This is a genomic window from Hyalangium versicolor, from assembly GCF_020103695.1.
Lineage (GTDB): Bacteria > Myxococcota > Myxococcia > Myxococcales > Myxococcaceae > Hyalangium > Hyalangium versicolor.
In genome coordinates, this window is record NZ_JAHXBF010000016.1 from 57,344 (window position 1) to 82,167 (window position 24,824).

The window sequence follows — 24,824 nt, forward strand, 5'->3', positions numbered from 1 at the left end:
CCCATGCCAGAGTGTGCAACCGGGTTGCACGGTGAGCATGGGGGCGGCCCGCGCATGAAGGAACTCGCGAAACAGAACACGGAGGAGAGCCTCACGCGGGCGCTCGATGCCGAGCGCGTGCGCAACGCCGTGCGTCTGTCCTGGGTTCGGTTCCTGGCCGTCTCCGCCATCTTCGGCGTCACGCTCTACCTGGGCTTCCTGGAAGGGCTGGCGGACTGGGCCGTCTATGCCACCCCCTTCGCCGCCTACTGGGCCCTCACCGCCCTGACGCTGGGAGGCGTCTATCGCTCCCCGTGGCTCACGCAGTGGGCGGGCATGACGCTGGCCCTGGTGGACGTGCCCGCCATCTTCTGGCTCCAGACGCTGTCCCTGCCCCTGTCTCCCTCTCCAGGCGGCGTGGCGGGCTTCACGCTGGGCATCCTCGTGACGCTCGTGCTGCTATCGGCCCTATCGCTGCGCCGCATGGTGACGCTGGTCGTCACCGCGACGGCGGCCATCGCGGAGGTCCGGCTCCAACAACAGGCGGGCATCTCCATCGGGGCGCAGATCACCGCCGTGGTGGTGCTGGCGGCGAGCGCGGCGGGAGCCTCGCACCTGCTGCTGCGCATCCGCGCCCTGCTGACGGCGGTGACTCGCGAGGAGCTCAAGCGAGCCCGGCTCGGCCGCTACTTCTCCCCCGCCGTGGCCGAGCGCCTGCAGGATCTCACCACCTCCAAGACGGTGGGAGAGCTGCGCGAGGTGACGGTGCTCTTCGCGGACATCCGCGACTTCACCTCGCTCAGCGAGCGCCTGCCTCCACAGCAGGTGGTCGCCATCCTCAACGAGTACTACGGCCGCATGGTGGAGGTGGTGTTCCGCCACGGCGGCACGCTGGACAAGTTCATCGGCGACGCGCTGATGGTCTACTTCGGTGCCCCCATCCCGGACGAGGCCCATGCCAGCCACGCCGTGCAGTGCGCGCTGGACATGGTGCGTGAGTTAGAGGCCGTCAACGCCGAGCGCGAGGCCCGCGGCGAGCCCGGCCTGCGCATGGGCGTCGGGGTGCACACCGGCCCGGTGGTGCTGGGCAACATCGGCTCCGCCTCCAGGCGCCTGGAGTACACGGCCATCGGCGACACGGTGAACCTGGCCAGCCGCATCGAGCGCGTCACCAAGACGGCCGGCACCCCCGTCCTCGTGTCCCGCGTCACGCGCGAGGAAGCGGGCGACAGCTTCCACTGGCGCGAGGCCCCCGCGGCCACCGTCCCCGGCAAGAGCCAGCCCATCGCGCTCTTCATCCCCGAACCTCACGGCGGCGCCGTCCTGCCCGGCGACACCTCCGCTGCCGCCTGAGAAGACCGACCGTTCGGACGAGCCCCCATTGCTCGCGCGCACACCTGCGTCCACCTTGGGGGGAGATCCCCCACCCGGGGAGGTGATCATGGAGACGAGCACCCAGGCGGTCGGCCCTCACCCCACCCCGGAGGTCCAACTCCCCATCGAAGGCGCGGATCTGCCCGAACTCTTCGAGGAGGCAGGGTACGCCCTGGCGGAAGTCCTGCTCGGCCAGGCGCCGTGGGATGTGCCGCTCGACGGCGAGGAGGAGCACCTCACCCTGGAAGCCGCGGACACCAAGACGCTGCTGGTGGACTGGCTCAACGCGCTGCTCGCACGCTGGGAGCAGGGCGGCAAGGTCTACGCGTACTTCCTCGTGGACGAGCTCACCGAGAGCAGGCTCCACGCCCGCATCCGCGGCTTCCGGCCCCCCTCGCTCGAATGGCCGGTGAAGTCCGCCACCTGCCACGGGCTGGAGATCCACGAGCACGAGGACGGCTTCACCGCCACCCTGGCGCTCACCCTCTAGGCGGGCTCGGGGGGTTGCGCTTCTAGAGCACGTAAGTGCCCTACATGGTTGGGGGTTTTACGTTGACGCCCCGGGCCCTCCTCCCTATAACGCCGCGGATTCCCCTGCCATTGAGGCATCCTTGAGCACATTCGCGTTGGACAGGGTCTCCGCCCACCTCCCGGAGGCGGTCGCGGAGCGCTATGTCGACCGGGCTGGCGGCGCCTGGTCCGTGATTCATGCCCAGCACCTGCCGAAGGTGGTGGCGTACCTGAAGAACGATCCCGAGCTGAACTTCAAGCTCTTCGTCTCCATCGATGCGGTGGACCGGCTGCACCTGGCCGAGAACGATCCCCGCTTCGAGATCGTCTACTTCCTCTACTCGCTCACCCGGAAGGAGCACGTGCGCCTCAAGGTGCGCGTCACCGAGACGACTCCCGAGGTGCCCACGCTGGTGCCTCTCTTCAAGGGCGCCAACTGGTGGGAGCGCCTCACCTACGACTTCTACGGCATCAAGTTCGTAGGCCATCCGGATCTGCGCCGCATCCTCATGTACGAGGAGTTCCAGGGCTATCCGCTGCGCAAGGACTACGCCATGAGGGACCGGCAGCCGCTGATCCCCGAGCGCCCCATCAAGGACATCTTCCGCGGCCCTGGCACCAGCGGTCTCTCCTGAAGAGGACTTCATGTCGGACCCCTCCAAGTATCCCCAGCCCGCAGCGCCCAACCCGGACACCGACGCGTACGCCCATGAGTCGGAGCTGGAGGCGCACCTCCAGACCAAGCGGATGTACATCAACATGGGCCCCTCCCACCCCGCCATGCACGGCACCGTGCGCATGAAGGTGGAGCTGGAGGGCGAGACGATCGTCAAGGCGGATCCCGAGATCGGCTTCCTCCACCGAGGCTTCCAGAAGAGCTGCGAGAACGTCACGTGGACGCAGTGTCTGCCGTACACGGACCGGCTCAACTACAACTCGGCGATGATGAACAACTTCGGGTTCCTCAACGCCGTGGAGAAGCTCATCGGCCTGGAGATCCCCGAGCGCGCCAAGTTCATCCGCGTCATCGGCTCCGAGCTGCACCGCATGCACGATCACCTCACGTGCGTGGGCGCCACCGCGCTGGAACTGGGCGGCTTCGCCCCGTTCCTCTACTCCATCGAGGGCCGTGAGCTCATCATGGACCGGGTGACGGAGCTGACGGGCGCGCGCCTCACCACCAGCTACGGCCGCGTGGGCGGGCTCAACCGCGACCTGCCCGAGGGCTGGATCGCCAAGACGATCAAGTCGCTGGACAAGATCAAGGAGCTCCTCGTGGAGGTCGAGGGGCTGCTGATGAAGAACCGCATCTTCGTGGACCGCATGAAGGGCACCGGCGTCCTCTCCGCCGAGGACGCGCTGGACTTCGGCTTCACCGGCCCGTGCCTGCGCGCCGCCGGCATCGACTACGATCTCCGCAAGGCCAAGCCCTACTGGGTCTACAATCAGCTGGACTTCGACGTGCCGGTGGGCGAGCACGGCGACAACTACGATCGCTACATCATGCGGCTCGAGGAGCTGAAGCAGTCCGACCGCATCATCCGCCAGGCGCTCGAGAAGATTCCCACGGGCCCCATCATCGTGGACGACTGGCGCATCGCCCTGCCGCCCAAGCCCGAGGTGTACGGCACCATCGAAGGTGTCATGTCGCACTTCAAGCTGGTGATGGAGGGCATCCCGGTGCCGCCGGGTGAAGTCTATGACTGCACCGAGGCCTCCAACGGCGAGCTGGGCTGGTACCTGGTGAGCGATGGGCGCGGCCGGCCGTACAAGTGCCACGTCCGCGCGCCGGGCTTCCCCATCCTCTCCGCCATCCCCCACATCATCGAGGGGAAGATGCTGGCGGACCTCATTCCCACCTTTGACATGATCAACATGATCGGCGGCGAGGTCGAGCAGTGAGCGAGAACGACACCAAGAAGCCTACTGGTGACGCGCAGCCGCCCCCGAAGGGCGCGCCCACCGACACGCCGGCGGCGAAGATCGGTCCGGAGCCCTCCAACCCGCCCGCGGCGGCCAAGGCGGACAACCCGCCCGCGGCCCACAGCAGCACCACGCCGCCCAAGCCTCCGGCTCCCGCCGGTGGCCCGCCCAAGCCTCCTCCGCCCAAGAACCCGGGCTTCGTCACCTGCACCATCGACGGCCACGAGGTCGTCGCCAAGCCGGGGACGAACATGATCGAGGCGGCGAAGTCCGTCGGCGTGGAGATCCCCTTCTACTGCTACCACCCGCGCCTCTCGATCGCGGCCAACTGCCGCATCTGCCTCATCGAGGCCTCCAACGCTCCGAAGCTGGTGCCGGCGTGCCAGACGCCGCTGGCCGAGGGCCAGGCCGTCAAGACGACCACGCCCAAGGTGAAGGAGCAGCAGCGCGCGGTGATGGAGTTCCTGCTGCTCAACCACCCGGTGGACTGCTCCATCTGCGACCAGGCCGGTGAGTGCAAGCTGCAGGACTACTACATGAAGTACGACTACCGGCCCTCGCGGCTGGAGGGCGGCAAGGCGCTGAAGCACAAGCGCAAGGTGCTGGGCCCCAACGTCGTGCTGGATCAGGAGCGCTGCATCATCTGCACCCGCTGCGTGCGCTTCATGAACGAGATCCCCAAGGAGCCGCAGCTGGGCGTGTTCGGCCGCGGCAGTCATGAGCGCATCGACGTCTTCCCGGGCAACGAGCTCAACAGCAACTACTCGCTCAACACCGTGGACGTCTGCCCGGTGGGCGCGCTGCTCAGCCGGGACTTCCGCTTCCGCGCCCGCGCGTGGTTCCTGTCCGCCACCCCGTCCGTGTGCACCGGCTGCTCGCGCGGCTGCAACATCTACGCGGACTGGATGTCCCAGGACACCTACCGCTTCCGCCCGCGCGAGAACGAGCAGATCAACAAGAGCTGGATGTGCGATCAGGGCCGGCTCTCGTACAAGAACCTGAACCTGAACCGCGTGCTGAGCGCCTCGGTGGGCCGCCGCGCCACCCAGGCCGCCAACGCCGCCCGTCCGGAGATCACCCGCGCCGAGGCCGTCAAGGCCGCGGCCCAGGCGCTCCAGCCGCTGGCGGGCAGCGCGCAGTTGGCGGTGCTGGCCTCTCCGGTGGCCTCGAACGAGGACCTGCTGGCGGGCCTGTCGTTCGCCAAGGGCACCCTCGGCATCAAGGAAGTGTACGTGGGCGGCCGGGCTCCGGGCGCCGCGGACCACTTCCTGATGACGGCCGACAAGAACCCCAACCGCAAGGGCCTGGAGTTCATCGCCAAGGGGCTGGGGCTCACGCTCAAGTCCTTCGAGGAGCTGGCTCCGGCGCTGCACTCGGGCAAGGTGAAGGCGCTGTACGCCATCGGCACCGAGGTGCCGGGTGACGCGGAGGCCTTCGCCCAGGCGGTGGCCAAGGCCGAGGTGTTCGTGGCGCAGGCGGCCAACGAGTCGCCCGTCACCGCGCAGGCCACGGTGCTGCTGCCGGCCGCGGCCCACATCGAGGACGAAGGCTCCTTCGTGCAGTTCGAGGGCGTCATCCAGCGCTTCCGCAAGGCGTACCCCGCCAAGGGAGACGCGGTGCCGCACTGGCGCTGGGTGTCCGAGATCAGCAAGGCGCTGGGCGGCGCGGCGTGGAACTCCGCGCGCGAGGTGTTCCGGGAGCTGGCCTCGCAGGTGGTCGAGCTCTCCACGTTCAACTGGGAGCAGTCTTCCCCGCCGGACCGCGAGAAGCCGGGCATCAACCCGCTGCCTACTGGCGCTGACGGCCGTCCCCCGGGCTACCGCGAGTTCGGTACTCCCCGCGTGCGAGGAATCTAAATGAAGCGCGTTCTGACAGTCCTCTTCGCCACCGGCTTCATCATCGGCCTGATCGCCGCCGTGGTCGCCGCGTCCTACGCCCTGGGCGCGCTGGTGGAGAAGCACGGGTTCGCCGGTGCCAGCCGGCTGACGAACATCCTCTTCCTGATGCTCGTCTTCGTGATGATCATCGCCACGCTGCTCACGCTGGCCGAGCGCAAGTGGAGCGCGCTGATGCAGGATCGCATCGGCCCGAATCGCGCGCGCTTCGGCCTGCCGGGCTTGAAGGATCGGCCGCTGGCGGGCCTGCCCTTCGTGATCGCGGACTCGGTGAAGATGCTGACCAAGGAGGCGTTCCACCCGGAGAACGCCAACCGGTTCCTCTTCAACCTGGGCCCCATGCTGGCCTTCGCGCCGGTGTTCGCGCTGTTCGCCATCGTCCCTGCGGGCCCGAGCGTCCGCCTCTGGGACGCCGAGGTGGACATGGTGGTGGGCACGCCGGACTTCGGCCTGCTCTTCCTGTTCGGCATCGCCTCGCTGGCGGTGTACGGCACGGCGCTGGCGGGCTGGGCCTCCAACAACAAGTTCGCCCTGCTGGGCGGCGTACGTGCCTCCTCGCAGATGATCTCGTACGAGGTGGCGCTGGGCCTGTCGCTGGTGGGCATCATGCTGGCGTTCTCCTCGGTGCAGCTGCCGGCCATCGTCGGCCAGCTCGCGGCGGAGACGGGCGGCGAGGCGTCCGGCCAGGCGCGCTACCTGTGGCAGCTCACGGGCGGCGCCGCGGGCCAGGGCTTCGACTTCGGCCTGCCCGCCTGGGGCATCATCCTGCAGCCAGTGGGCTTCATCGGCTTCTTCGCCGCGGCCTTCGCGGAGACCAAGCGCGCCCCGTTCGACGTGCCCGAAGGTGAGTCCGAGATCATCGGCTACTTCGTGGAGTACTCGGGCATGCAGTTCGGCCTGTTCATGATCTCCGAGTTCGTGGAGGTGGTGGTGCTCTCCGGCGTCACCGCGGCCCTGTTCTTCGGCGGCTACCACCTGCCCTTCGGCGGCGAGTGGGTGGCCAGCCACCTCAAGGACTACCCGCTGCTGTACGCCACGCTGCTGGGCACCTTCTTCTGGATCAAGGTCCTGGTGCTCTGCTTCATCCAGCTGCTCATCCGCTGGACGTTCCCGCGCTTCCGCTACGATCAGATCCAGACGCTGGGCTGGAAGATGCTGCTGCCGGTGGGCCTGATCAACGTCTTCGTCAGCGGCGCTCTGGTGCTGTGGGATCCGACGCTGCGCTCGCTGGCGCTCTTCGGCATCCTGGAGATTGGCGTCCTGATCGCCCTCACGCTCTCGAGCAAGACGAGCGGAGAAGAGTCGCACGGCCACGGAGATGGCCACGGTGCTCTGGGACATGGACATGATGCCCACGGGGCCGCGCACGGACACGCGCTGCCGCACGGACACGCCGCGGCGCATGCGGGCGGACACGCTCCGGCGCACGCGGGTGCGCACACGGGCTCCACGCATTAGGCTTTCGAGGAAGCGAGACAAGGACAGTCATGGCCTACAAGGCGACCCAAGATCCCCGCACGGACGTCCGCGAGCGGGCCTACCTCCCCGAGCTGCTCAAGGGGTTGGGCATCACCGCGCGCCACTTCTTCCGGAACCTCTTCGGAACGCGGGACCCCAACACCCAGGTGGTGGACCGCAAGGGCACCAGCCTCATCACCACCGTCGAGTACCCCGAGGAGAAGATCCCCTACCCTCCGGGCTACCGCGGGCTGCACCGCCTGGTTCCCCGCGATGACGGCAAGCCGCGCTGCGTGGCCTGCTACATGTGCGCGACGATCTGCCCCGCGCAGTGCATCTACATCGAGGCGGGCGAGTACGAGTCCGAGTCCGCGGACGGCGAGTCCCGCGTCATCGAGAAGTACCCGACCCAGTTCGTCATCGACGAGCTGCGGTGCATCGTCTGCGGCCTGTGCGTGGATGCGTGCCCCAAGGACGCCATCCGCATGGACACCTACGAGCACACCAAGCCCGAGTACAACCGGCAGGGCTTCGTGTACGACATCCCCAAGCTGCTGAAGGGACCGGCGGTGTCTCACCCCTCGGATCCGTGGAACAAGCGCGAGGGCTCCGAGGAGCCGCACCACGCGCACAAGGAGGCCCATACGCGCATTGGCGAGGGCCTGGTGCAGCTCAAGACGCCGCACTCGGTGGGCCACGGGCACGAGCCCAAGAAGCTGGCCCCCGGCCAGTCCACCAAGCCGCACGCCACCAAGTAAGCACCCTGCGCGCCGCACTCCGGCCCGCCCTCCCCCGAGCTTGGGTGGAGTTGGCGGGCCGGTGGCGTTTCAGGGGTGCTCGGATGCCCTCTCAGCCAGTGAGAAAGCCGGACTCCCACGGGAGCGCACCTTCCCCGTATGGGGGAAGTCCCGTAGGTTGAGGCTTCGATGAAGCGCTACCGCCTCTCGGTGTGCAAGGGCATGGACTGCAAGGGCAACGGGTCCGATGCGGTGTTCGCGGCGGCGAAGGAAGAGCTGGCCCAGCGCGCAGTCGGGCCTCGCTGCGAGGCATACCGGGGCGGCTGCTACGGCTTCTGCCACATGGGTCCGAACGTGGTGATCCGCGAGGACACTGGGCGCAAGCGCGATCCACTCTCTCCCGAGGACTATCAGCTCATGGGCTGGCCGGGAGAGGTCTACTACTCGCGGATGACGCCCGAGAAGATGCGCCGGGTGGTGGCCGAGCACATCGTCCAGGACCAGCCCGTGCGCGAGTACTTCGGCGATCCGGACGAGCAGGAGTAGCGGCGGCCTGCGTCTCGGGTCCCCCTGCCTCGGACGTGTTCCGCGAACCTGTCCACCAAGCAGACAGGTTGCGCCACGTCGCCCGGCTCAGGGGGGTGTCTGCGCTCCCGAGGCGACCTCGAGGGGCAGAATGGCCTCCAGGAAGCGCTTCGTCCGCGGGGCTATCGCTTCCGCCGAGGGCCAGGACTGCGCCGGGCCGAGGGCCTTGAGCCGCTCACCGATCGTCTCCAGGCGCTCCGGCACAGCGGGGTGCATGCGGAGCCAGGCGTGCTTCGCCGGAGCCTCCTGGGCCATGCGCCGCAACAGCCCGGTGAACGCCCGCCCGTCATAGCCCGCCGCCAGCAGGATCCGGATGCTGATGCGGTCCGCCTCCAGCTCGAAGTCCTCGGGGAAACCGTCTCGATAGAGGTTCGCCGCTTGCTGGGCCTCGATTTCAAGAGACCTGGAACCCGGACTGGAGACGCTGAGCTTGTGGTGGCACATGAAGGCCTTGAGCACCTCCACACCATGGCCCCTCTGCACGTGCGCCACCTCGTGCGCCAGGACCGCCGCCAGTTCCTCCTCGCTCTCGAGCGAGCGCAGGAAGCCCGTGGAGATCATCACCTTGCCGCCTGGATTCCCGACGGCCCGAGGCTCCTCCGAAGGCACCACCACGAAGCGGTAGCCCACCAGCGGCCACGAACGGTTGTCCAGGAGCCGCTCGGGCCGCTTCGCCCGATCCGGCCCGTTGGCGTTGCCCACGGACTCGGCCACCAGCGCCAGGTACTGCCCCACCTGGTCCACGTAGCGGGCCACCGGGTCCGTCGGCGGCAGAGGCTCCACCCCCAGCGAGGCGAGCTGACGCGAGAGCACCGCGCTGCCCAGCGCATCCTCCTGCTCCGGATCCAGCTCGTAGGCCGTCCTCCGCTCCAGGCTGCAACCGGTGAGCGCCGCCGACAAGGAGCCGAGCCGCTCCGTGCGCTCCGTGAGCCGGCGGTTGATGCGACGCCGATGGGTCTCGAGGCTCTCCTCGGCCCGGGCGACGAAAGCGGGCTTGTCCGTGGCCTGACAGGACGCGAGCAGCCCCACGAGCACGACGCCCGCCGCACGCCGGCGTGGGCGCTGATCACTTCTCGCCGACTTCGTAGACGCCATCCCAGTCCTCCGCCGGGGCGGTGACCAGGAAGCGGCGGCACCGTCCCGCGAACACGCCTGCGACCGAATCCTGATACTCCGAGGCGCAGCGCTCGAACAAGGCGAGCGCCTCATCGAAGCGGCGCTGGTGATAGGCCGTCTGTGCCTGATCGTACACTCCGAGCAGTTCCTGCACCTTCGGGGAGATCTCTCCGTGGCGGCCCAGCAGTTCGTGGAGGCGGATGGGAACGGACTTGCCCCTCACCAGCACGCGATCCACCTCGCGGAAGACGTAGGCATCCCGCGCGAGCTGGGCCGTGTTCTCTCCCACCAGCACCAACGTGCCGTAGAACTTGTTGCAGCCCTCCAGCCACGAGGCCACGCCCACCGCATCCCCGAAGACGGTGTAGTTGGACTTGAGCTCCGTGCCCATGTCTCCCACCACCACTTCGCCGCTGTTGATGCCGGCGCGGAACTGGATGCGGTAGCCGTACTTCTTCTCCCAGACAGGCTGGCGCTCCAGGAGCACCGCGCGCATCTTCAACGCGGCCTCGCAGGCCAGATGCGCGTGACGATCCGTGCGCACGGGCGCTCCCCAGAAGGCCATCACCGTGTCGCCAATATACTTGTCCACCTGGCCGCCCGAGGACCGCACGGCCATGGTCATCTCCGTGAGGTACTCGTTGAGGAACTGCACCAGGCGCTCCGGCTCCATCTGCTCCGAGAGCCGGGTGAAGCCCTCGATGTCGGAGAAGAACATCGTCATCTGCCGGCGCTCGGGGTGCACCAGCAGGGTGAGATCGCGCGTCACCAGCCGCGCCACCTCGGGGCTCACGTAGCGCCCGAGCGCGTGGTTCACGAAGTCACGGATCTCGTCCTCCGTGCGCACGGTGTAGAGCGTGGTGAAGCCGAACGTGGCCACCATGGCCAGCAGCGGGCCCGCCACGGCGATCCAGAGCTGCTTCTCGATGAAGACGTAGCGCGCCACCAGGAAGTAGCCCACCCCGAGCCCCACGGCGCTGGAGAAGTAGATCACCGCGCCGAAGCCCGAGCGGAAGCTGCGGCTGAAGAAGAAGGCGATGGCGGCTCCGGCGAAGGCCATCCCCAGGGTTGCCTGCAGATCCATCCGAGGCGGCGCACGGCGGATGCCCTGGGACTGGAGGATGTTCTCCAGCGACTGCGCGAGCACGGAGCCTCCGGGCGTCACCTTGCCCACGGGCGTGGCCTTGTAGTCCGTGGCGTACGTGGAGGTGTTGGTGAGGATCACCGCGCGCTTCTCGAGATCGTGCGCCGAGCGCGCGGGCCGCCCCTCGCTCACATCGAAGAGGTTGAGCAGGATGTTCCACGCACGGATGGAACGAAACACCGAGGCCCCCGCCGTCCGCCCCGCGTCCTCCGTGTCCCAGCGCATCAGGCTGTAGCCCGTCTCGTCCATGGGGATGGCGTACGCATCTCCCACGTGGAGGTAGCCATCGGCGTAGCGGAGCTTCCGGGTCCCGGCCAGCTTCATCGCGGCGGCCAACGGGAGCGAAGGCAGCACGTGGTGTTCGCCCTCCCGTGGGGCGTAGCTGACCAGGTGGAGCATGCCGCGCACAGTGCCATCGGCGTCCGGGAAGCCCGTCACCGCGCCGTAGAGGCTCTGCTGGCCCAGCAACTGCACCACGGGGTGTTGCAGCGTGCGAACCTGCAGCAGCTTGGAGGCATCGAGCCCCTCCACCTCCACCTCGGCCAGGGAGACGAAGAGATCCAACGCCGTGAAGCGCGAGGCATCGTCCGAGCTGCGGCGCTCGCGCACCAGCGGCGGAAGGCTGGCGCCGAAGCGCGAGGCGAGGCTCAGTCCCTCGCGCTCGTCCTCTACGCCAGCCCACACCTCCACCTTGTCCTCCAAGGGGATGAAGAATGCGGGCCGCTGCGACGCGAGCACCGCCTGGGCCTTCGAGCGCGCCTGACCTTGATCGCCGTAGGAGCCCACCCGCACGCGGTAGGGCCAGAGCTGGAACGCGGGAGGGGTGGCGCGGGGCACGCTCCACGAGAAGGCAAGGGCGGAGCGGCCAGGAGCCTCGTTCAGCAGGCGGCGGAAGGTGCTGTCATCGGACTCCGTCTCGGGACCGAGCTGTGGGGCGACACACCCGCGCGGGCTCAGCTCGGGGAAGAGCATGTCGAGCAGGACGACGGAAGCACCCTCCTCGACAAGCCGGCGCGTCATCCCGCCAACCAGCTCCCGAGGCCACGGGTAGGAGGCAAGCCCGGGGTGCTCGCTCTGGCGCGCGCTGATCAGGGTGTCGTCATCGACCGTGACGATGACGACCTGCTCCTGGGGCTTGGACTCCTTGCGCTGGCGCTGGAGCGACTCGCCCAGGGCACGCACCCGGGCGTCATAGGCGATGCGCTCCGGACGGTCGAGCAGCTCGACCAGGTTGGCCAATACCGTCTGGGGTGCGCCCTCGCTCTCCAACTGCGTGCGAGGTACCCGCACGGACACGAGCCCTCCCAGCAGGCCGCCAAAGACGGCCGACAGGAGGAGGGCAATGCCCAGCCGCTTGAAGAAACGACGGCCGGAGGACTGGACGGAGCGGTTCTGCACGGGGGCGCGAGGATAGCGTGCCCGGGCGCGTCCTGCCTGGGGACTGATATGCTCGCGAACAGGGCCGGTCCCCCACCGGGAAGGATTCGATTCCGATGAAACGCCTCCTGCTGTTTTCCGCTGCTTCCGTCTGCCTCCTCGTCCCCCTGGCGTGCGATATAGGAAAGACCGTCAACCAGATCTCCGCCGAAACCGTGATGGTGGGCACCATGCTCTCCACCCCGGACGTATCCTTCTCTCCGGAAGCCGTCGCGGGGCTGGACGGTGGCGTCCAGACGGACGGTGGCCAGTCCTCCATCGTCATCCCGGGCCAGACGGCGGCGCTCGTCTTCCTGGGCACGCGCAAGGGAGAGAACTCCACCCCCGAGGGCCTCACGGGCGCCACGGTGACGTTGCAGGTCAACGGCACGCAGAAGGTGAACCTCTCGGCCGATGGCTCGGGCTCCTACAGCCGCTCCAACAACAGCGACTCCACGCTGAAGTACCAGGATGGCGCGACCTACGAGTTCATCGCCGACCACCAGGGGGAGCACTACGTGGGTCAGGTGAAGGATGCGCCCGCGCAGGAGAGCATTCCAGCGCTCCACCCGAATGGGCTGGTGGTGCGGAAGGCCGCCAACACGGAGTTCTCGTTTGATCGTGGGGATGTTCCGCAAGGACAGGACCGGACGCTGGGATTCGTCACGGTGGTGCCGGTGAGCGACAGCGGCCAGCAGGGCCAGCCCACCTACACCAACGCGCCGAAGGCCCCGCTCGACTTCCTGAAGCTCGTCGCCGTGCCGACCGAGTGGCGGGAGAAGCACGTCGTCATCCCCGGCACGGCCTTCCCGATGCCGAATCAGACGTACCTGGTGATCTTCCAGGCGGTGCGGCTGGGCGGCCCGGAGTCGGACAACCTCTTCCTGGGCAGTGCGCTGCTGGCGGGCACGGCGGACGTGGGCGTGGTGCGCACGTACTGACGGTGTGGCTCAGCCCGCCTCGATCTCGAGCTCGAGCTTCCCTTCGAGCTTGAGACGCAGGAGGTGGCCGGCGAAGCGCTCCGCCTCCTCTCGAGAGAGGATGTTGCGGAACTCGGCGCCGTCGGCCACTTCCACTTCCATCACAGGCCCGCGCTGGAGCAGGCGGAAGAAGTCTTCGCCCCCTGCCGGGCGCGGCATGAAGATGGGGAGGAAGCCCTTGAGCGGGAGCACCTCTCCGGGAGCTCGGATCCGCGCCTCGAGGGCCGCGGCGGTGGGACGTGTGTCTCGGGGCTCCACGCCCTCATCGGGGTAGAGCGGCGCGGGAGGCAACGACACGTCGTCGGTTGAGTCGTCGAAGAGGAAGCCGTAGCGGGAGGGAATGCGTCCGGTGAACAGGAAGCAGAGCAGCAGGGACTCGTCCTGGCCGACGCGGGAGATGTGGAGGATGGAGCGCGTGGCGCCCACCTTGCGCAGGAGCAGTTGCAGGCTCGGGCGAGAGCCTTCGAGGTAGCGTCGGATACGATCGGTGAGGGTGGAGCGGATCTCGGCGAAGGCCTGTTGGTAGAAGGCCTCTGAGTCCGCCTCCTTGCGTGCGAGTTCCTCACGGGCCTGCGAGAGCCGGGCTTCGGCGCCACGGAGGAAGGAATCGGCGCCGGTAGGCATGATGCCGGGCTGGCTTCCGGGAGTGGGCTCCACTCCAGCGGCGCGGACGGCGCCCACGAGGAAGGCTCCCTGCTGGTCCAGCCGTTCGCGCTCCTCCTGGAAGCGGAGCCGAGCGCTGCCGTGCTCCAGCTTCAGCTCGAGCCAGGCTTCATAGGCCGTCTCGAGGTTCTCCAGGCTGCGGAGCCGGGCGAGGACCGAGTGCGTCCCACCGCTCCCCTTCTCCGGGGCGACGACGGCGGGAAGATCCTTCGGGGTGTCGCGGCGCAGAGGAGCCAGGGCTCGCTCGGGAGGAGGAGCCTCGGAGGCCTTCCGAGGCGGGACGGGCCGCCGCCGTCCCGTGGTCTTGACGGAGGGCGTCCGCTTCGACGGGGATGGGTCGGACTTGCGCTTGCTGCCCGACGCCGAGCGGCGTTGCTTCGGGGTCCTGCCCTTGGCCATGGGGCGAGTCTACCTCCAAGGCCGAGCATCACGTCCTGGGTTCTTCTCCGCATGGAGGGCGCGCGCCTACCGTGGCGGCCATGGGAACCTCGGCCCCTGGCGCATGCATCCACTTCATGACGCTCGTGCTCGCGGGTGTCCTGGTGACTGGCTGCTCGGCAGGCGGAGGCTCGCTCCAGAGCGGGCCGCGCACGCTTCAGCAGCGAAGAGGAGTCTCGTCACCGCCCCGGGTGGATTGGGACGAGTCGTGGGCAGCGGACAGCGATGCCCGAACACACTACCTGGAGTTCATCCGCGAGAGGCGGACGCAGCTGGCAGGCTCCCAGGAGACAGAAGACGACAAGCGGCGCGAGCGCTCAGTGCTCCAGGAGATGCAGAACTGGGTCCAGAACCAGAGCGAGTCCACGCTGCGCCAGCACCTGCCCATCGAGGTGTACGTCGACGTGAAGCAGGCGCGCCGGCGACAGGAGCGCGAGGCAGCCGAGCACCAGGCTGCGGTGGACGCGAAGCTGGAGGAGTTCTTCGATTGGGGCGAACTGCGGTGGGCCGAAGTAGCGCGGGAAAGAGTCCGAGCGATCGATTCCCGGCACTTGCTCACCGAGCACCCGCTGCGCACCCAGTCCCAGGATTCGCTCACCGCCGCCGTGCTGGACTGGGCACTGACACACTCCCGGGACCCGGATTTCGTTCGCAGGAATCCCAGCGAAGTCGCGCTCTACCTGCTGGCCCGGCACAGTGCCCTGGCCACGGCGATTGAGATGGGGCGGGTTGCCCCGCCTCATCTGGACTACACACCCCTGCCAGACACGGGGCCTTCGCCTCAAGAGCTGGCGACAGAGCTGCTTGGAGGGCTCCTGCCCGGCATCGGAGAGCTCACGGACTCGGCGGGGCTGGTATTCGGCTACAGCGTCACGGGTCGCAAGCTGGATGCGAACGAGCGCCTGCTGTGTGGGGTAGCGGTGCTGGTGCCCTTCGTCTCTGGGCAGATGCTGAGCGGTGCCGAGAAGGTGGAGCGCGCAGCGCTGGTGACGGGCCGCAGCCTGGAGGAGATACGTGTCCTGCAACGGGTGGCCACGCACCTTCGCCCCGAGGAGGCCAAGCGAATCGACGTGTTGATGCGGCGGGTCGCGCGAGGAGGGCACCTGGCCGAGGAGGATGTCACCTTCTTGAGACGCGTGGCGGTGGGGCTGGAACGGCCGTTGCTCGAAGCGGCGGACGTGCTCCGCCGAGGTGGAAAGGTGCCGCTGGTGGGCTCACGGCTGGGCGAGGCGGGCGTACGCCTGGAGCCAGGCACGGCCGAGCACATGGCTGCCGCCTGGGTGGATTACCAGTTCCGACACTCGGACAAGTACCCTCGCTTCCGCTTCGCCATCGAGGAGGACTGGCGCAAGAAGTACGAGCTGATCCTCAAGAACAAGGGCGCAGGAGGCGAATTCGAACGCAGCATCCTGTCCACACGCGGGTACGAGAAAAACCGTGCGCTGATGATGCCTCCGCCCGGTAGTGAAGCACGTGGCTTCATCCCGGACGCGGTCGTGGGCAGCACTACGCCAGGAGAACTGGTCTGGGGCCAGCCCTACCTCTTCGTCGAGGCGAAGGCGCGCAAGGATCTGTCTCTGGGCGGCAACCTGGAGGCGATGCTCCAGTACGTGTTGCAGTATGGCGGCCATATCGAGTTGTGGGTGCGCTCCGCGAAGCACCCGGAGGGCCCCTCCCGCCTGACCCAGCCCCTGAAGGCCGTCCTGCAAGATCTCGCGAAACTTGGTAGAGCCACCGTGCGCGCCTACCCGCTCTGAGTGAACCTTCCCATGAAGTACTTGACGACTGTCATCAGTCTGCCTCCGGGTGTTGCTCCAAGGCCGACCCTGCACACGGTGCTCGAGCTGATCTTCGAGCAATACCGGTGGTTTCGCCCAGAGCGCTATGGCCTGGCGAAACTGGATGAACGGCTCGTTCCTGGACGCATCGACTACGCGGCACTGCTTGCGCTTTATGAGAGGCTCGCTTCCATCACCATCGCTGCGCGCACGGACCGCGACTTTCTTCGCATCACCGTGACCAGACCTGGAGATCACCCTCATGCAGGGAACATCAGTTGGATGACCTCCATGCGGACTGCTGCCTCGCCAGGATGGCGGGCCGCTCATTCAAAACAGGTCGCTGAACTGATGAGGTTGATGCAGGCCCCCATGGCAGCGGCAGGTCCCGCCGATGATTTCGAGAGCAAGCAGAGCCGGTGGGTCCCCCATCCAGATGGGCTGGGAGAAGCGCTCACGTTCACTGTACGCGACCCCAGCGAGGGCCTCGCGGGCCTCTTCTGGCGCAACTTCTTCGGCCCCCCCTTCGTGCACCTGTTCGGAGAGCGCCTCGACACCCTCCCTGCGGAGTTAAAGCAGGACCTCGGAGACGGAGTCATCCTCGTCCAGCCCTACGAGCTGCCCACCCAGGCCGGCACGCCCGAAGCCCTCTCCCAGGAGCAACAGCTCATCGCCCACCTGGGATCCGACTGCTTCTACGATCACCCCCACCACCGCAAGCCCACCCGACTCCCCCAACTCCCCTCCCCGCCTCCCTGAGCCACCTCTCACCCGCAACACAACGGGCCTCCACCAGGCGCGGGTGGCGCGCCCAGCGAGGCCCGAAGAGAGGCATCCGCCTCGAAGCTCCTGCTACACGCCGCGCGTCACCGTCTCCGCGCGCGTGGCCCCGGCGCCCGTGAGCGCGTCCTGGCCGCTCTGGAACCGGTTGCGCAGATCGCTGCGCAGCTCGTTGCCCGGCTTGGGCGCCAGCATCAGGCCCACGCCCACGCCTAGCAGCACGCCCACGGTGAACGCACCCAGCGCGGGCAGCAGGTAGTCGGTCGTCTCCTTCCGAGTCTCCAGCCCGATCAGGTTGAGCAGCTCATCCTTGTCCAGCTTCTTCAGGTCATTGATTCCGAACATGCGGGAACTCCCCAGGTTGAGGTGAAGGTGAGGCGCACGAAGCGCGGATCAGCTGATGTTGCCAGAGCCGCCCGGCCGAGGCGACGTGCCAGTGCCCGCGCCACCGATGTTGGACGCGCCCCCGGCGTTGGCCCCACCGCCCACACTGGACTGACCCGCCTGATAACCCTGCAGCGCCGCCTCGGCCATGCCGAGCAGTTCGTCCTTGACGAAGGGCAGCATCGCCAGCCGCGCGCCCAGCTTCAGGATCCGCCCCGTCAGCGGCGTGAACAGCCCGCCCCCCAGCACGTACCCCACGCCGAGCGCCGCAGCCACCATCCCGTACGGGTTGCGATCCACGCGGCCCTTGATGTCCAACGTGGCGCCCAGATCCGACACCGCGCTGCGCGCGTTGCTCCACAGCTCCTGAGCCTCCGAGCCGATCTGATCCACGCGCTGCCCGAACCCTTGGTTCTCGCTGCTGCCCGCGCTGCCGTTGTTCTGGGTGTTCTGAAAAGTCGTCATGGTGTTCTCTCGAAGCGACAAGGAACGGGAAGGCTCAGCGGCGCGAGGCGATCTTGCCGATGAGGAAGCCCACGGCCACCGCGCCCAGCAGGCACGTGCCCGGGTTGGCGCGGATGAAGCTCACCACGCGGGTGTTCACGTCCACCAGGTTGCGCCGCGCCTCCTCGATCTGCGGCACGATACGCTCCTGGATCTCCCGCGCGCGGTCCTGGATCTGCTGAGGATTCATCTCCATCGAGGCCATCTCCTTATCGGTTGGAAATACGGGTGTAGGTAAAAGGTGCGTCAGCGGCGCGAGCCCAGCCAGTAGCCGACCATGAACGCCGCTCCCACGCACACCAGAGGGCGCTTCGCCACCCAGGAGCGCCAATCAGCGGCCTGAGCCACCTCCTCGCGCAGGGCGCTGACCGACGTGGCCAGCTCCGCTCGGGTGCGTTCGATCTCGGCGCGCAGGGCAGCGGGGCTGCGAGGCTCGGCCTTGGGCTGTCCGTTACTGGGCATTCGGTGGCTCCTTGAGCACGTTCCGGGGCTGCGGAGGCACGGCCGGCGCGTTCACCGTGGTGAGCACCGCCATGCTGCGAGAAAGTTCCTGGCTGCTGTCATCCATCACCTGGCGGCCCTGCATACGGGACACGGCGAGCCAGATGCCGAGCCCCCCGCCCACCACGTTGATGCCGCCCACCACCGCCAGCCCTCCGGCGTAGCCCATCCACGTGGCGAGCACGACCGAGAGCGCTCCGCACAGGAAGAGGTAGCCCACCAGCAGGAAGGGCACGAACGCGACGATGCGCGCCACGTCCAGGCCCATGGCCTTGGCATCCTCGGCCAACTCGAGGCGAGCCAGGGTGATGTGCTGAGACACCAGACGGCTGAAGCTGTCCGCCATCCGCCCGACGAGCGCGGCGATACCGCGATCAGTCTGTTCCGTCCCCAAGTTCATCCACTCTCCGGCCGGCGCTGCTGGCGTCCTACAGGCGGAGCCAACCTAGGCATCCGTCCCCGCCGCGACAACCCGTCGCGTGCTTCTTGTGTCCGGTGGCGCGAAGCGTCGGCCATTGAACGCCTCCGGCCCCACAACGCTACCCGATGAGCTGCACGGGTGCCGAGGCCACCAGGGCCTCGCTGCCCACGGGGGCCTCGAAGCGCATCACCAGCGGCAGGTGATCCGAGGCAACCGTGGACAGGAGGGAACGGTGTGGCCGGATGGCCAGAGGGCGGACACCCGCATCCACGAAGATCCGGTCCAGGCGCAGCAGCGGCAGCCGGGTGGGATAGGTGCGCGCAGGCGACTGCAGTTCCAGCGCGGCGTCGTGGATGGCCCGGCGCACCAGCGCGGGCACCGGCCGGTTCCACCAGTAGTTGAAGTCTCCGCAGACCACCACCGGATCCTTGCGCACCGCGTCCCGGAGGATGTCCGAGGACAGCAGCAGGCCCTCCTGCCTCCGGCGCTCCCCGAGCGACAGCCCCAGGTGGAGGCAGAAGACGTGCATCTGCCGGCCTCCGCCCAGGTCCAGATCGCAGCGCAGGGCGCCGCGCGGCTCGCGGTTTTCCACACTCAAGTCATAGTTCTTCGACTTGAGGATGGGCAGCCGCGTGAGCACGGCGTTGCCGTAGCGGCGCCCCTGGCGCACCACATTCGGGCCAAAGGCCATGTGCAGCCCGAGCAGATCCGCCAGGTGCTCGGGCTGATCCTCCCGCGACGTCTTGCCTCGGAAGTCCCCCACCTCCTGCAGGGCGATGATGTCCGCGTTGATCTCGCGGAGCACCTCGCCCACCCGGTGGAGATCGAAGCGCCCGTCGATGCCAATTCCACTGTGGATGTTGTACGAGACGAGCGTCAGCTCCACGGTGTCGGGGCCCCTCAGCTGTGCACGAGCCGCAGACGGCGCGCGGCCAGCCGCATCACCTCGAGCGGGAGCGAGGCCAATCTCACCGCCGCCTTGCTCACGTCGCCGATCCCGCCCTGGATCGCCTCGAACTGGCGCGTCGCCTCGTCGAACAGATCCTGGAAGCGTCCCCGAGGCGGCAGCTCCTCCATGGCCGGCAGCGCGCCGATGGGCTGGGTGTTGCGGTTGATCCGCGGAGTGGCCATGGACTTCTCCGTGGGCGGCGGAGACGCCACGGGCTCCTTGCGCGGAGGCATGGCCAGGGCCTTGGCCTTGAGGATCTCTTCTGTCTCCGCGTGGCTCTTGCCGTAGTGAATCCCACCGTCATCCTCGGGCAGCGAGTGACGGGAATCGGCCAGGTGCTTCTTGTCCTGACGCCGCTGGCTCCGGCTGCGAGGCTCGGCGGCGGGCATCTGGAAATGATCAAAGCTATAGGAACGAGGCATCCAACATCCCCCAAGTTGTGGAAGCGAGTCCGTCCGAAAAGCTAGGGAGCCACCCTGCCCCTCGGAACACCGCACAAGAATGCGCGGCGCTCGGACGTTCGCTCCTCGACCTGAGGAGCCCGGAGGACGAGGCGGATGTTCACCAGCCGCCGATTCCGCTCTCGAATGACGCCTGGCCGTCAAGGAGAGCAAGCACTCAGGCGAGCCGCCTGTCCTGGAAGTCGGCGCGTCACCCAAGCCGGTGTACAACTGCCGGCACGCCATGCCGCTCGCGCCCTTCCTTCCCCGGCCCTCCTCCCTGCTCCCACTCACCCTGCTCTCCCTTGGCCTGGTGGCCTTCGGGGCCGAGGCTCAGCCGAGCCTCTCCGTGCAGCCCGGAACGGCGAAGCCCGGGGATCCGATCCTCATCACCGTGCGCGGCGTGGACGGCCAGCCCTCGGGCACCGTGGCCGGAAGGACTCTGCGCTTCTTCGAAGCCGCGGGCGCCTGGCAGGCCCTCACCGGGCTCCCGGTGGAGCAGGCCGTGGGCTCGGCCGCGGTGAAGGTGGAGGGTCCCCGCCAGCGCGACGGCTCGGCCGTGAACCTCGTGGGCACGCTGGACGTGGTGGACCCCGGCTACCCCGAGCGCCAGCTCCAGGTGGCGGGCAAGTACATCAAGCCGCCCCAGTCCGTGAAGACGCGCATGGCCGAGGATCGCGCCGCCTTCGCCGCGGCCTTCTCGCAGGACTTCGGCCCGCTGCGGTTCGAGCGCAACTTCGCCTGGCCGCGCCAGGATCGCATCACCGCGCCCTTCGGCGATCGCCGCTCCTTCAACGGCAAGCTCCAGAGCCAGCACTTCGGCACGGACATCGACGGAGACACCGGGGACACGATCTACGCCGCCAATGATGGCGAGGTGGTGATGTCCCGGGACTGCTACAGCTCGGGCAACACGGTGATCATCCACCACGGCGCGGGCCTGTACACGACGTACTTCCACATGTCGCGCATCGACGTGAAGCCGGGCACGAAGGTGAAGCAGGGCCAGAAGCTGGGCCTGGTGGGCAAGACGGGCCGCGTCACCGGTCCCCACCTCCACTGGGGCGTGAAGGTGGACGGGCTCTGGGTGGACGGACTCTCGCTGCTCAAGCTCGACTTCTTCGGCACACCGGAGCCGCGCGTGGCCACCGCCACGCCCGACACGGCTCAGCCGGCACCGGCCCTCACAGGGGGCGAGCTCTCCGCTCCCGTGAGCACCAGCACGACGCCGTAGCCAGCCACGCCCGCGGCTCGCTCAGCGGTCGTGCCACTTCGGCGGGCGCTTCTCCAGGAAGGCGGTGACGCCCTCCGCGGCATCCTCGGACAGCGTGTTCAGCGAGAGCTGGGACGCCAGGTACTCCAGCGCCGCCGGCAGCGGCAGATCCTCGGCGGTGAAGAAGGCCCGCTTCCCGAGCGCCAGGATGGCCTGGCTCTTCGCCGCCAGCTTCGCCGCCAGCGCGCTCACGGCCGCATCCAGCTCCGCCGCGGGCACCACCCGGTTGATCAGTCCCAGCACCAGGGCCTCGCGCGCCGGCAGCCGGTCTCCCGTCATCACCAGCTCCATCGCCCGCTTGCGCCCCAGGTGCCGCTGCAGCAGCGCCATCATCATCATGGGGAACAGCCCCACGTCGATCTCCGGGGTGCCGAACTCGGCGGACTCGGCGGCCACCGCGAGATCGCACGCCAGCATCAGCCCGAGCCCTCCTGCGAGCGCGTGCCCGTTCACCCGTGCCACCGTGGGCTTGCGGCAATTCTGCACGCGCAGGAGCAGCAAGCCGTAGGCGCGCCGGCTGTCGTGCGTGGCCAGAAAGCCGTCACCCCCCATCTGCCCGAGATCGCCTCCCGCGCAGAACACCTTCTCCCCGGCTCCGGTGATCACCACCACGCGCGCCTCCGCGTCCGCCTCCGCGCGGCCCAGGGCCTCCGTCAGCCCCTGCACCACCGCGGGAGACAACGCGTTGCGCGCCTTGGGCCGATCAATGGTTATGAGCGCCTGGCCACCTTGGACCGCGTAGCGGACTTCCCCTGTTCCTTCTTCCATGGCACCTCCGGGTCGGCGTCCGCGGCGAGGACACCGTGCAGAAAGGATCCGGCGATCTGCTCCTTGGCTCGCGCCATCTTCTCCGGGTCCTTCGGGTCCACCACCCCCATCACCAGGGCGGTGAACGCCATCTCGATGTTGCCGAAGAACAGCGTCGCGGCCAGCACCGGGTCTACCTCCGGCCGCAATTCTCCGTCGGCATGGGCCTTGGTGAGCATGTCCGAGCACAGGCGGATCGCATCCATGAAGGCCGTCTGCCGGTTCACCCGGCCCCCGGGGCTGCGGGCGATCTCCAGGATCAGCACCTTCACCGCCCGCGGATCCACCCGGTACGCCTCGAAGGCCACGTCGGTGATGCCGCGCACCTTCTGCTCGAGCGAGCCCTCGCCCTGGACCACCGCCTTCACGCGCGACACGAAGCCACTCCAGCCCGTATCGAAGACGGTCTCCAGCAGCTCATCCTTGTTCTTGAAGTAGTGGTAGACGAGCCCGTAGGCCACGCCCGCCTCGCGCGCCACGTCCGCGATGCGGCACCCGTGGTAGCCCTTGCTCGCGAAGACGTTGATCGCCGCTCGAAGGATGGTGTGGCGCCGCTCGTTCTCCCGAGCCCCCGCCTCCGCCGCCTTGCTGGTCTGCTGCTGACTCACACGCCCTCCGCGGCCGATTGACTCAAGAATCAGCCGCGGAGGACCCTACGGACGCCGGGGCCCGCGGTCAATGCCCTTGCTGCGCCGAGGCTACAGCACCAGCCCCGGAATGCTCGGTGCGGGGATCAGCACGACGTGCCCATCCTCCTGCGCCGCCGTGTAGTTGCAGCCCGCCGTCACCGTGAACTTGATGCCCGGCGCGGGGTAGGGCTCGGCCGGCGGCTGCGAGGCGGGATCGTGCTGGTCGCGGATGACGTACTGCTCCACCGAGAAGGACGGGTAGGTGAAGGCCACGCCCTTGGGCAGGTTCTCCACGATGACCGGACCGATGTTGCCACCGCTGCAGCCATCCCCGGCGGAGTTCTGGGCGAGCCGGTTGAACCAGGGATCCGCCAGCAGGAAGACGGCGTCCTCCGTGCCGAAGTGGGGGAGGTTGAGGGTGACGCCGGCGGCCGGCTTCAGCTGCCGCACGATAGGCCGCCCGTTGAGCGCCGACTCGTCGCGATCCAGCGGGTGGGGCCAGCCCGTCCAGAGGAGGCGCTCCTGCACCCAGATGAGCGTGCTGGCGTCGTACTTGCCGTTCTTGCCGTCCCAGTTGCCGTCGCCGTTGGTGTCGACATAGAGCTCCGTGTCATCCCACGTCCCGTTGTCGTTGCTGTCCACGAAGGGCTCGGTCAGATCGTACTTCGGGTCGAACTCGCCCTCGTCGAACTGGCCGTTGTTGTTCTTGTCGTTGTAGCCCTCCTCGCCCGTGGTGACGGCGATCATCGCCACCAGGTTGTCACGCGGGTTGTTGCGCTGGCCAGGGCGGATCGGATCGTCGCGGAACGGCTCGGGGCGCGGCTCCTGCGGGTTGATGGGGGTGCCGTAATCCCGGATCGGGTTCGCCGCCCAGTAGAAGGGGTGCATCCACAGCGGAGCGATGTAGTCGCCCGTGTGGGTGGCGTCGTTGGTGGGGGCCCAGGTGAAGGTGCCCGGATCCGTCTCCACCGGCTTCGGGTAGGACGTCTTGTAGATGATCTCCGCGTTGCCCACGACGTTGGTCTGCGAGGTGGACGAGGGCCCAATGGTCCCCGCCTCGGTGAGGAAGGACACCTGGGCGCCGGAGATGCCATCGCCGTTGCGGTCGCCCACGTGAGCGGTGCAACGCGCTTTCACGCCCGCGATCAGGTAGCGCGTGTCATCCCAGGCCCCGATGGCGTGCATACCACCCGAGCCCTCGCCGGCAATCGCGCCGCACTGGAAGGTGAACTGCTTGCCGTTGGCGGACGCGCCCGCGAAGGACACCGCCGGGCTCAATGCCGTCTTGTCATCCGCCGTGGCGACCACCACCACCGAGGCCACACGGCCATTGGCCACCAGCTGGGTGGACGCGATGCCATCCCCCACGTTCGTGGTGGCATCGGTGGGATTGAGCGTCACCCCGGGCACCGGAGACTGGAGCTCGAAGTGGACGCTCGTCCCTGCCTGCGGGAGGCCGCGGCTATCGATCGCCCGGAAGCGCAAGGTCGTGATCTCCCCCAGCCGAGGATTGGCCGGGTTTTGATCCACGAACTCGAGCGTGGCGGGGGGCGGCGGCGAGCACGCCATGAAGGCGCTCGCGAGCACCACGCATGAGGCCAGACCCAGACGCATCTGCGGTAACTCCTTAAGAAGAGGGACGGCCAGGCAACTCAGGTGCCGCCTGGCCAACAGTTCCCCATCTTCCAGGGCTGCCCTGTGTCGAGTCAAGGACACGGCACGGCGCCGCGGGCCTCGAAAACAGGCACCGCGGCACCGGACTACGCCGTCGAACCGTTGAACATCACCCGCGCCACGCCCAGCAGGCGGTCGACATCCCTGGCCGTGAGGCCCCGGGCACGGGCAAAGTCCGACAGCGGGCGAAGCAGGTCCTCGGTCTGCGCGAGGGACTGCTCCGTTCCAGCAAACAGCTCCCCGAGGCTGACGCCCAGGGCGCTGGCGAGCGCCGCGAGCGTTTCCACATGGGCAACACGCTCACCGCGCTCAATCATCGAGAGAAACGACACACTGATCTGAGCCCGCTCCGCGAGCTCCTCTTGGGTCCAACGCTCAGGCCGCTGCGTGCGAAGCTCGCGGATGCGTTGGCCAATACGTTTTCCGAGTTCCGACACGAAAATCCTGGCCTCCTAGGGAACGTTGC

26 protein-coding genes are annotated in these 24,824 nt (G+C 68.1%); 12 read left to right on the forward strand and 14 right to left on the reverse strand.

Annotated elements, in window-relative coordinates:
• Positions 1-54: 54 nt before the first annotated feature.
• The 8 genes from KY501_RS30590 (at position 55) to KY501_RS30625 (ending at position 8,422) form a co-directional block, all read left to right on the forward strand.
• Positions 55-1,332, forward strand: a complete 1,278-nt coding sequence (locus tag KY501_RS30590) for an adenylate/guanylate cyclase domain-containing protein (RefSeq protein ID WP_224367160.1) — start codon at positions 55-57, stop codon at positions 1,330-1,332.
• A gap of 88 nt (positions 1,333-1,420) precedes the next feature.
• Positions 1,421-1,843 (forward strand): archease, encoded by a 423-nt coding sequence (locus KY501_RS30595; protein ID WP_224367162.1) that lies wholly within the window; start codon positions 1,421-1,423, stop codon positions 1,841-1,843.
• 136 nt (positions 1,844-1,979) lie between these two features.
• A complete protein-coding gene (locus tag KY501_RS30600) occupies positions 1,980-2,498 on the forward strand; it encodes an NADH-quinone oxidoreductase subunit C (RefSeq protein ID WP_224367375.1) in 519 nt (172 codons plus the stop codon).
• 10 nt (positions 2,499-2,508) lie between these two features.
• Entirely contained in the window at positions 2,509-3,765 is a 1,257-nt protein-coding gene (gene nuoD, locus KY501_RS30605) for an NADH dehydrogenase (quinone) subunit D (RefSeq protein WP_224367164.1), read from the forward strand.
• Entirely contained in the window at positions 3,762-5,642 is a 1,881-nt protein-coding gene (locus tag KY501_RS30610) for an NADH-quinone oxidoreductase subunit G (protein ID WP_224367166.1), read from the forward strand. Before nuoD ends, KY501_RS30610 begins: the two co-directional genes overlap by 4 nt.
• Positions 5,643-7,139, forward strand: coding sequence for a complex I subunit 1/NuoH family protein (locus tag KY501_RS30615; RefSeq protein WP_224367168.1), 1,497 nt, complete (start codon positions 5,643-5,645; stop codon positions 7,137-7,139).
• 29 nt (positions 7,140-7,168) lie between these two features.
• On the forward strand, positions 7,169-7,897 hold the full coding sequence (locus KY501_RS30620) for a NuoI/complex I 23 kDa subunit family protein (RefSeq protein ID WP_224367170.1): 729 nt from the start codon (positions 7,169-7,171) through the stop codon (positions 7,895-7,897).
• A gap of 168 nt (positions 7,898-8,065) precedes the next feature.
• Entirely contained in the window at positions 8,066-8,422 is a 357-nt protein-coding gene (locus tag KY501_RS30625) for a (2Fe-2S) ferredoxin domain-containing protein (protein WP_224367172.1), read from the forward strand.
• An 87-nt stretch (positions 8,423-8,509) separates the two neighbouring features.
• Here the strand turns inward: KY501_RS30625 and KY501_RS30630 are convergent, their stop codons facing one another.
• Both KY501_RS30630 and KY501_RS30635 read right to left on the reverse strand, forming a co-directional pair.
• Entirely contained in the window at positions 8,510-9,556 is a 1,047-nt protein-coding gene (locus tag KY501_RS30630; protein WP_224367173.1) for a M48 family metallopeptidase, read from the reverse strand.
• Positions 9,528-12,119, reverse strand: coding sequence for an adenylate/guanylate cyclase domain-containing protein (locus KY501_RS30635; protein ID WP_224367175.1), 2,592 nt, complete (start codon positions 12,117-12,119; stop codon positions 9,528-9,530). Before KY501_RS30635 ends, KY501_RS30630 begins: the two co-directional genes overlap by 29 nt.
• A 95-nt stretch (positions 12,120-12,214) precedes the next feature.
• Between KY501_RS30635 and KY501_RS30640 the strand changes: the two genes are divergently transcribed.
• Positions 12,215-13,078, forward strand: coding sequence for a hypothetical protein (locus KY501_RS30640; protein WP_224367176.1), 864 nt, complete (start codon positions 12,215-12,217; stop codon positions 13,076-13,078).
• 9 nt (positions 13,079-13,087) lie between these two features.
• Here KY501_RS30640 and KY501_RS30645 read toward each other — a convergent pair whose 3' ends face one another.
• A complete protein-coding gene (locus KY501_RS30645) occupies positions 13,088-14,179 on the reverse strand; it encodes a hypothetical protein (protein WP_224367177.1) in 1,092 nt (363 codons plus the stop codon).
• A 71-nt stretch (positions 14,180-14,250) separates the two neighbouring features.
• Here KY501_RS30645 and KY501_RS30650 point away from each other — a divergent pair, with 71 nt between their 5' ends.
• Entirely contained in the window at positions 14,251-15,975 is a 1,725-nt protein-coding gene (locus tag KY501_RS30650; protein WP_224367178.1) for a hypothetical protein, read from the forward strand.
• A 12-nt stretch (positions 15,976-15,987) separates the two neighbouring features.
• On the forward strand, positions 15,988-16,755 hold the full coding sequence (locus KY501_RS30655; RefSeq protein WP_224367179.1) for a hypothetical protein: 768 nt from the start codon (positions 15,988-15,990) through the stop codon (positions 16,753-16,755).
• 93 nt (positions 16,756-16,848) lie between these two features.
• Here the strand turns inward: KY501_RS30655 and KY501_RS30660 are convergent, their stop codons facing one another.
• From KY501_RS30660 to KY501_RS30690, 7 genes are all read right to left on the reverse strand, one after another.
• Positions 16,849-17,121, reverse strand: coding sequence for a hypothetical protein (locus KY501_RS30660; protein WP_224367180.1), 273 nt, complete (start codon positions 17,119-17,121; stop codon positions 16,849-16,851).
• Positions 17,122-17,169: 48 nt separating this feature from the next.
• On the reverse strand, positions 17,170-17,625 hold the full coding sequence (locus tag KY501_RS30665; RefSeq protein WP_224367181.1) for a hypothetical protein: 456 nt from the start codon (positions 17,623-17,625) through the stop codon (positions 17,170-17,172).
• A gap of 34 nt (positions 17,626-17,659) precedes the next feature.
• On the reverse strand, positions 17,660-17,860 hold the full coding sequence (locus KY501_RS30670; RefSeq protein WP_224367182.1) for a hypothetical protein: 201 nt from the start codon (positions 17,858-17,860) through the stop codon (positions 17,660-17,662).
• Positions 17,861-17,910: 50 nt separating this feature from the next.
• Positions 17,911-18,126: a DUF3618 domain-containing protein gene (locus KY501_RS30675; protein ID WP_224367183.1), complete on the reverse strand. Its 216-nt coding sequence runs from the start codon at positions 18,124-18,126 to the stop codon at positions 17,911-17,913.
• The gene (locus KY501_RS30680) at positions 18,116-18,565 is read right to left on the reverse strand and encodes a phage holin family protein (protein WP_224367184.1); all 450 of its coding nucleotides are present in this window, start codon (positions 18,563-18,565) and stop codon (positions 18,116-18,118) included. The genes KY501_RS30675 and KY501_RS30680 overlap by 11 nt, the downstream gene beginning before the upstream one ends.
• Positions 18,566-18,704: 139 nt before the next feature.
• The gene (locus KY501_RS30685; protein WP_224367185.1) at positions 18,705-19,472 is read right to left on the reverse strand and encodes an endonuclease/exonuclease/phosphatase family protein; all 768 of its coding nucleotides are present in this window, start codon (positions 19,470-19,472) and stop codon (positions 18,705-18,707) included.
• A 14-nt stretch (positions 19,473-19,486) separates the two neighbouring features.
• Positions 19,487-19,957 (reverse strand): hypothetical protein, encoded by a 471-nt coding sequence (locus KY501_RS30690; RefSeq protein WP_224367186.1) that lies wholly within the window; start codon positions 19,955-19,957, stop codon positions 19,487-19,489.
• 262 nt (positions 19,958-20,219) lie between these two features.
• Between KY501_RS30690 and KY501_RS30695 the strand changes: the two genes are divergently transcribed.
• On the forward strand, positions 20,220-21,209 hold the full coding sequence (locus KY501_RS30695) for a M23 family metallopeptidase (protein WP_224367187.1): 990 nt from the start codon (positions 20,220-20,222) through the stop codon (positions 21,207-21,209).
• Between the two features lie 21 nt (positions 21,210-21,230).
• Here KY501_RS30695 and KY501_RS30700 read toward each other — a convergent pair whose 3' ends face one another.
• From KY501_RS30700 to KY501_RS30715, 4 genes are all read right to left on the reverse strand, one after another.
• Positions 21,231-22,016 carry an enoyl-CoA hydratase/isomerase family protein gene (locus KY501_RS30700; RefSeq protein WP_224367188.1) on the reverse strand — a complete coding sequence of 262 codons (786 nt, stop codon included), beginning with the start codon at positions 22,014-22,016 and terminating at the stop codon, positions 21,231-21,233.
• The gene (locus KY501_RS30705; RefSeq protein ID WP_224367189.1) at positions 21,959-22,663 is read right to left on the reverse strand and encodes a TetR/AcrR family transcriptional regulator; all 705 of its coding nucleotides are present in this window, start codon (positions 22,661-22,663) and stop codon (positions 21,959-21,961) included. The genes KY501_RS30700 and KY501_RS30705 overlap by 58 nt, the downstream gene beginning before the upstream one ends.
• A 90-nt stretch (positions 22,664-22,753) precedes the next feature.
• Positions 22,754-24,298, reverse strand: coding sequence for a hypothetical protein (locus KY501_RS30710; protein ID WP_224367190.1), 1,545 nt, complete (start codon positions 24,296-24,298; stop codon positions 22,754-22,756).
• 146 nt (positions 24,299-24,444) lie between these two features.
• Entirely contained in the window at positions 24,445-24,795 is a 351-nt protein-coding gene (locus KY501_RS30715) for a helix-turn-helix domain-containing protein (RefSeq protein WP_044193679.1), read from the reverse strand.
• Positions 24,796-24,824 lie beyond the last annotated feature (29 nt).

Coding starts and splice junctions, on each gene's coding strand:
- nuoD (WP_224367164.1), top strand. CDS start 2,509: ATGTCGGACCCCTCCAAGTATCCCCAGCCCGCAGCGCCCAACCCGGAC.
- KY501_RS30700 (WP_224367188.1), bottom strand. CDS start 22,016: ATGGAAGAAGGAACAGGGGAAGTCCGCTACGCGGTCCAAGGTGGCCAG.
- KY501_RS30590 (WP_224367160.1), top strand. CDS start 55: ATGAAGGAACTCGCGAAACAGAACACGGAGGAGAGCCTCACGCGGGCG.
- KY501_RS30660 (WP_224367180.1), bottom strand. CDS start 17,121: ATGTTCGGAATCAATGACCTGAAGAAGCTGGACAAGGATGAGCTGCTC.
- KY501_RS30630 (WP_224367173.1), bottom strand. CDS start 9,556: ATGGCGTCTACGAAGTCGGCGAGAAGTGATCAGCGCCCACGCCGGCGT.
- KY501_RS30665 (WP_224367181.1), bottom strand. CDS start 17,625: ATGACGACTTTTCAGAACACCCAGAACAACGGCAGCGCGGGCAGCAGC.
- KY501_RS30595 (WP_224367162.1), top strand. CDS start 1,421: ATGGAGACGAGCACCCAGGCGGTCGGCCCTCACCCCACCCCGGAGGTC.
- KY501_RS30690 (WP_224367186.1), bottom strand. CDS start 19,957: ATGCCTCGTTCCTATAGCTTTGATCATTTCCAGATGCCCGCCGCCGAG.
- KY501_RS30615 (WP_224367168.1), top strand. CDS start 5,643: ATGAAGCGCGTTCTGACAGTCCTCTTCGCCACCGGCTTCATCATCGGC.
- KY501_RS30710 (WP_224367190.1), bottom strand. CDS start 24,298: ATGCGTCTGGGTCTGGCCTCATGCGTGGTGCTCGCGAGCGCCTTCATG.
- KY501_RS30680 (WP_224367184.1), bottom strand. CDS start 18,565: ATGAACTTGGGGACGGAACAGACTGATCGCGGTATCGCCGCGCTCGTC.
- KY501_RS30695 (WP_224367187.1), top strand. CDS start 20,220: ATGCCGCTCGCGCCCTTCCTTCCCCGGCCCTCCTCCCTGCTCCCACTC.
- KY501_RS30625 (WP_224367172.1), top strand. CDS start 8,066: ATGAAGCGCTACCGCCTCTCGGTGTGCAAGGGCATGGACTGCAAGGGC.
- KY501_RS30655 (WP_224367179.1), top strand. CDS start 15,988: ATGAAGTACTTGACGACTGTCATCAGTCTGCCTCCGGGTGTTGCTCCA.
- KY501_RS30640 (WP_224367176.1), top strand. CDS start 12,215: ATGAAACGCCTCCTGCTGTTTTCCGCTGCTTCCGTCTGCCTCCTCGTC.
- KY501_RS30670 (WP_224367182.1), bottom strand. CDS start 17,860: ATGGAGATGAATCCTCAGCAGATCCAGGACCGCGCGCGGGAGATCCAG.
- KY501_RS30620 (WP_224367170.1), top strand. CDS start 7,169: ATGGCCTACAAGGCGACCCAAGATCCCCGCACGGACGTCCGCGAGCGG.
- KY501_RS30675 (WP_224367183.1), bottom strand. CDS start 18,126: ATGCCCAGTAACGGACAGCCCAAGGCCGAGCCTCGCAGCCCCGCTGCC.
- KY501_RS30645 (WP_224367177.1), bottom strand. CDS start 14,179: ATGGCCAAGGGCAGGACCCCGAAGCAACGCCGCTCGGCGTCGGGCAGC.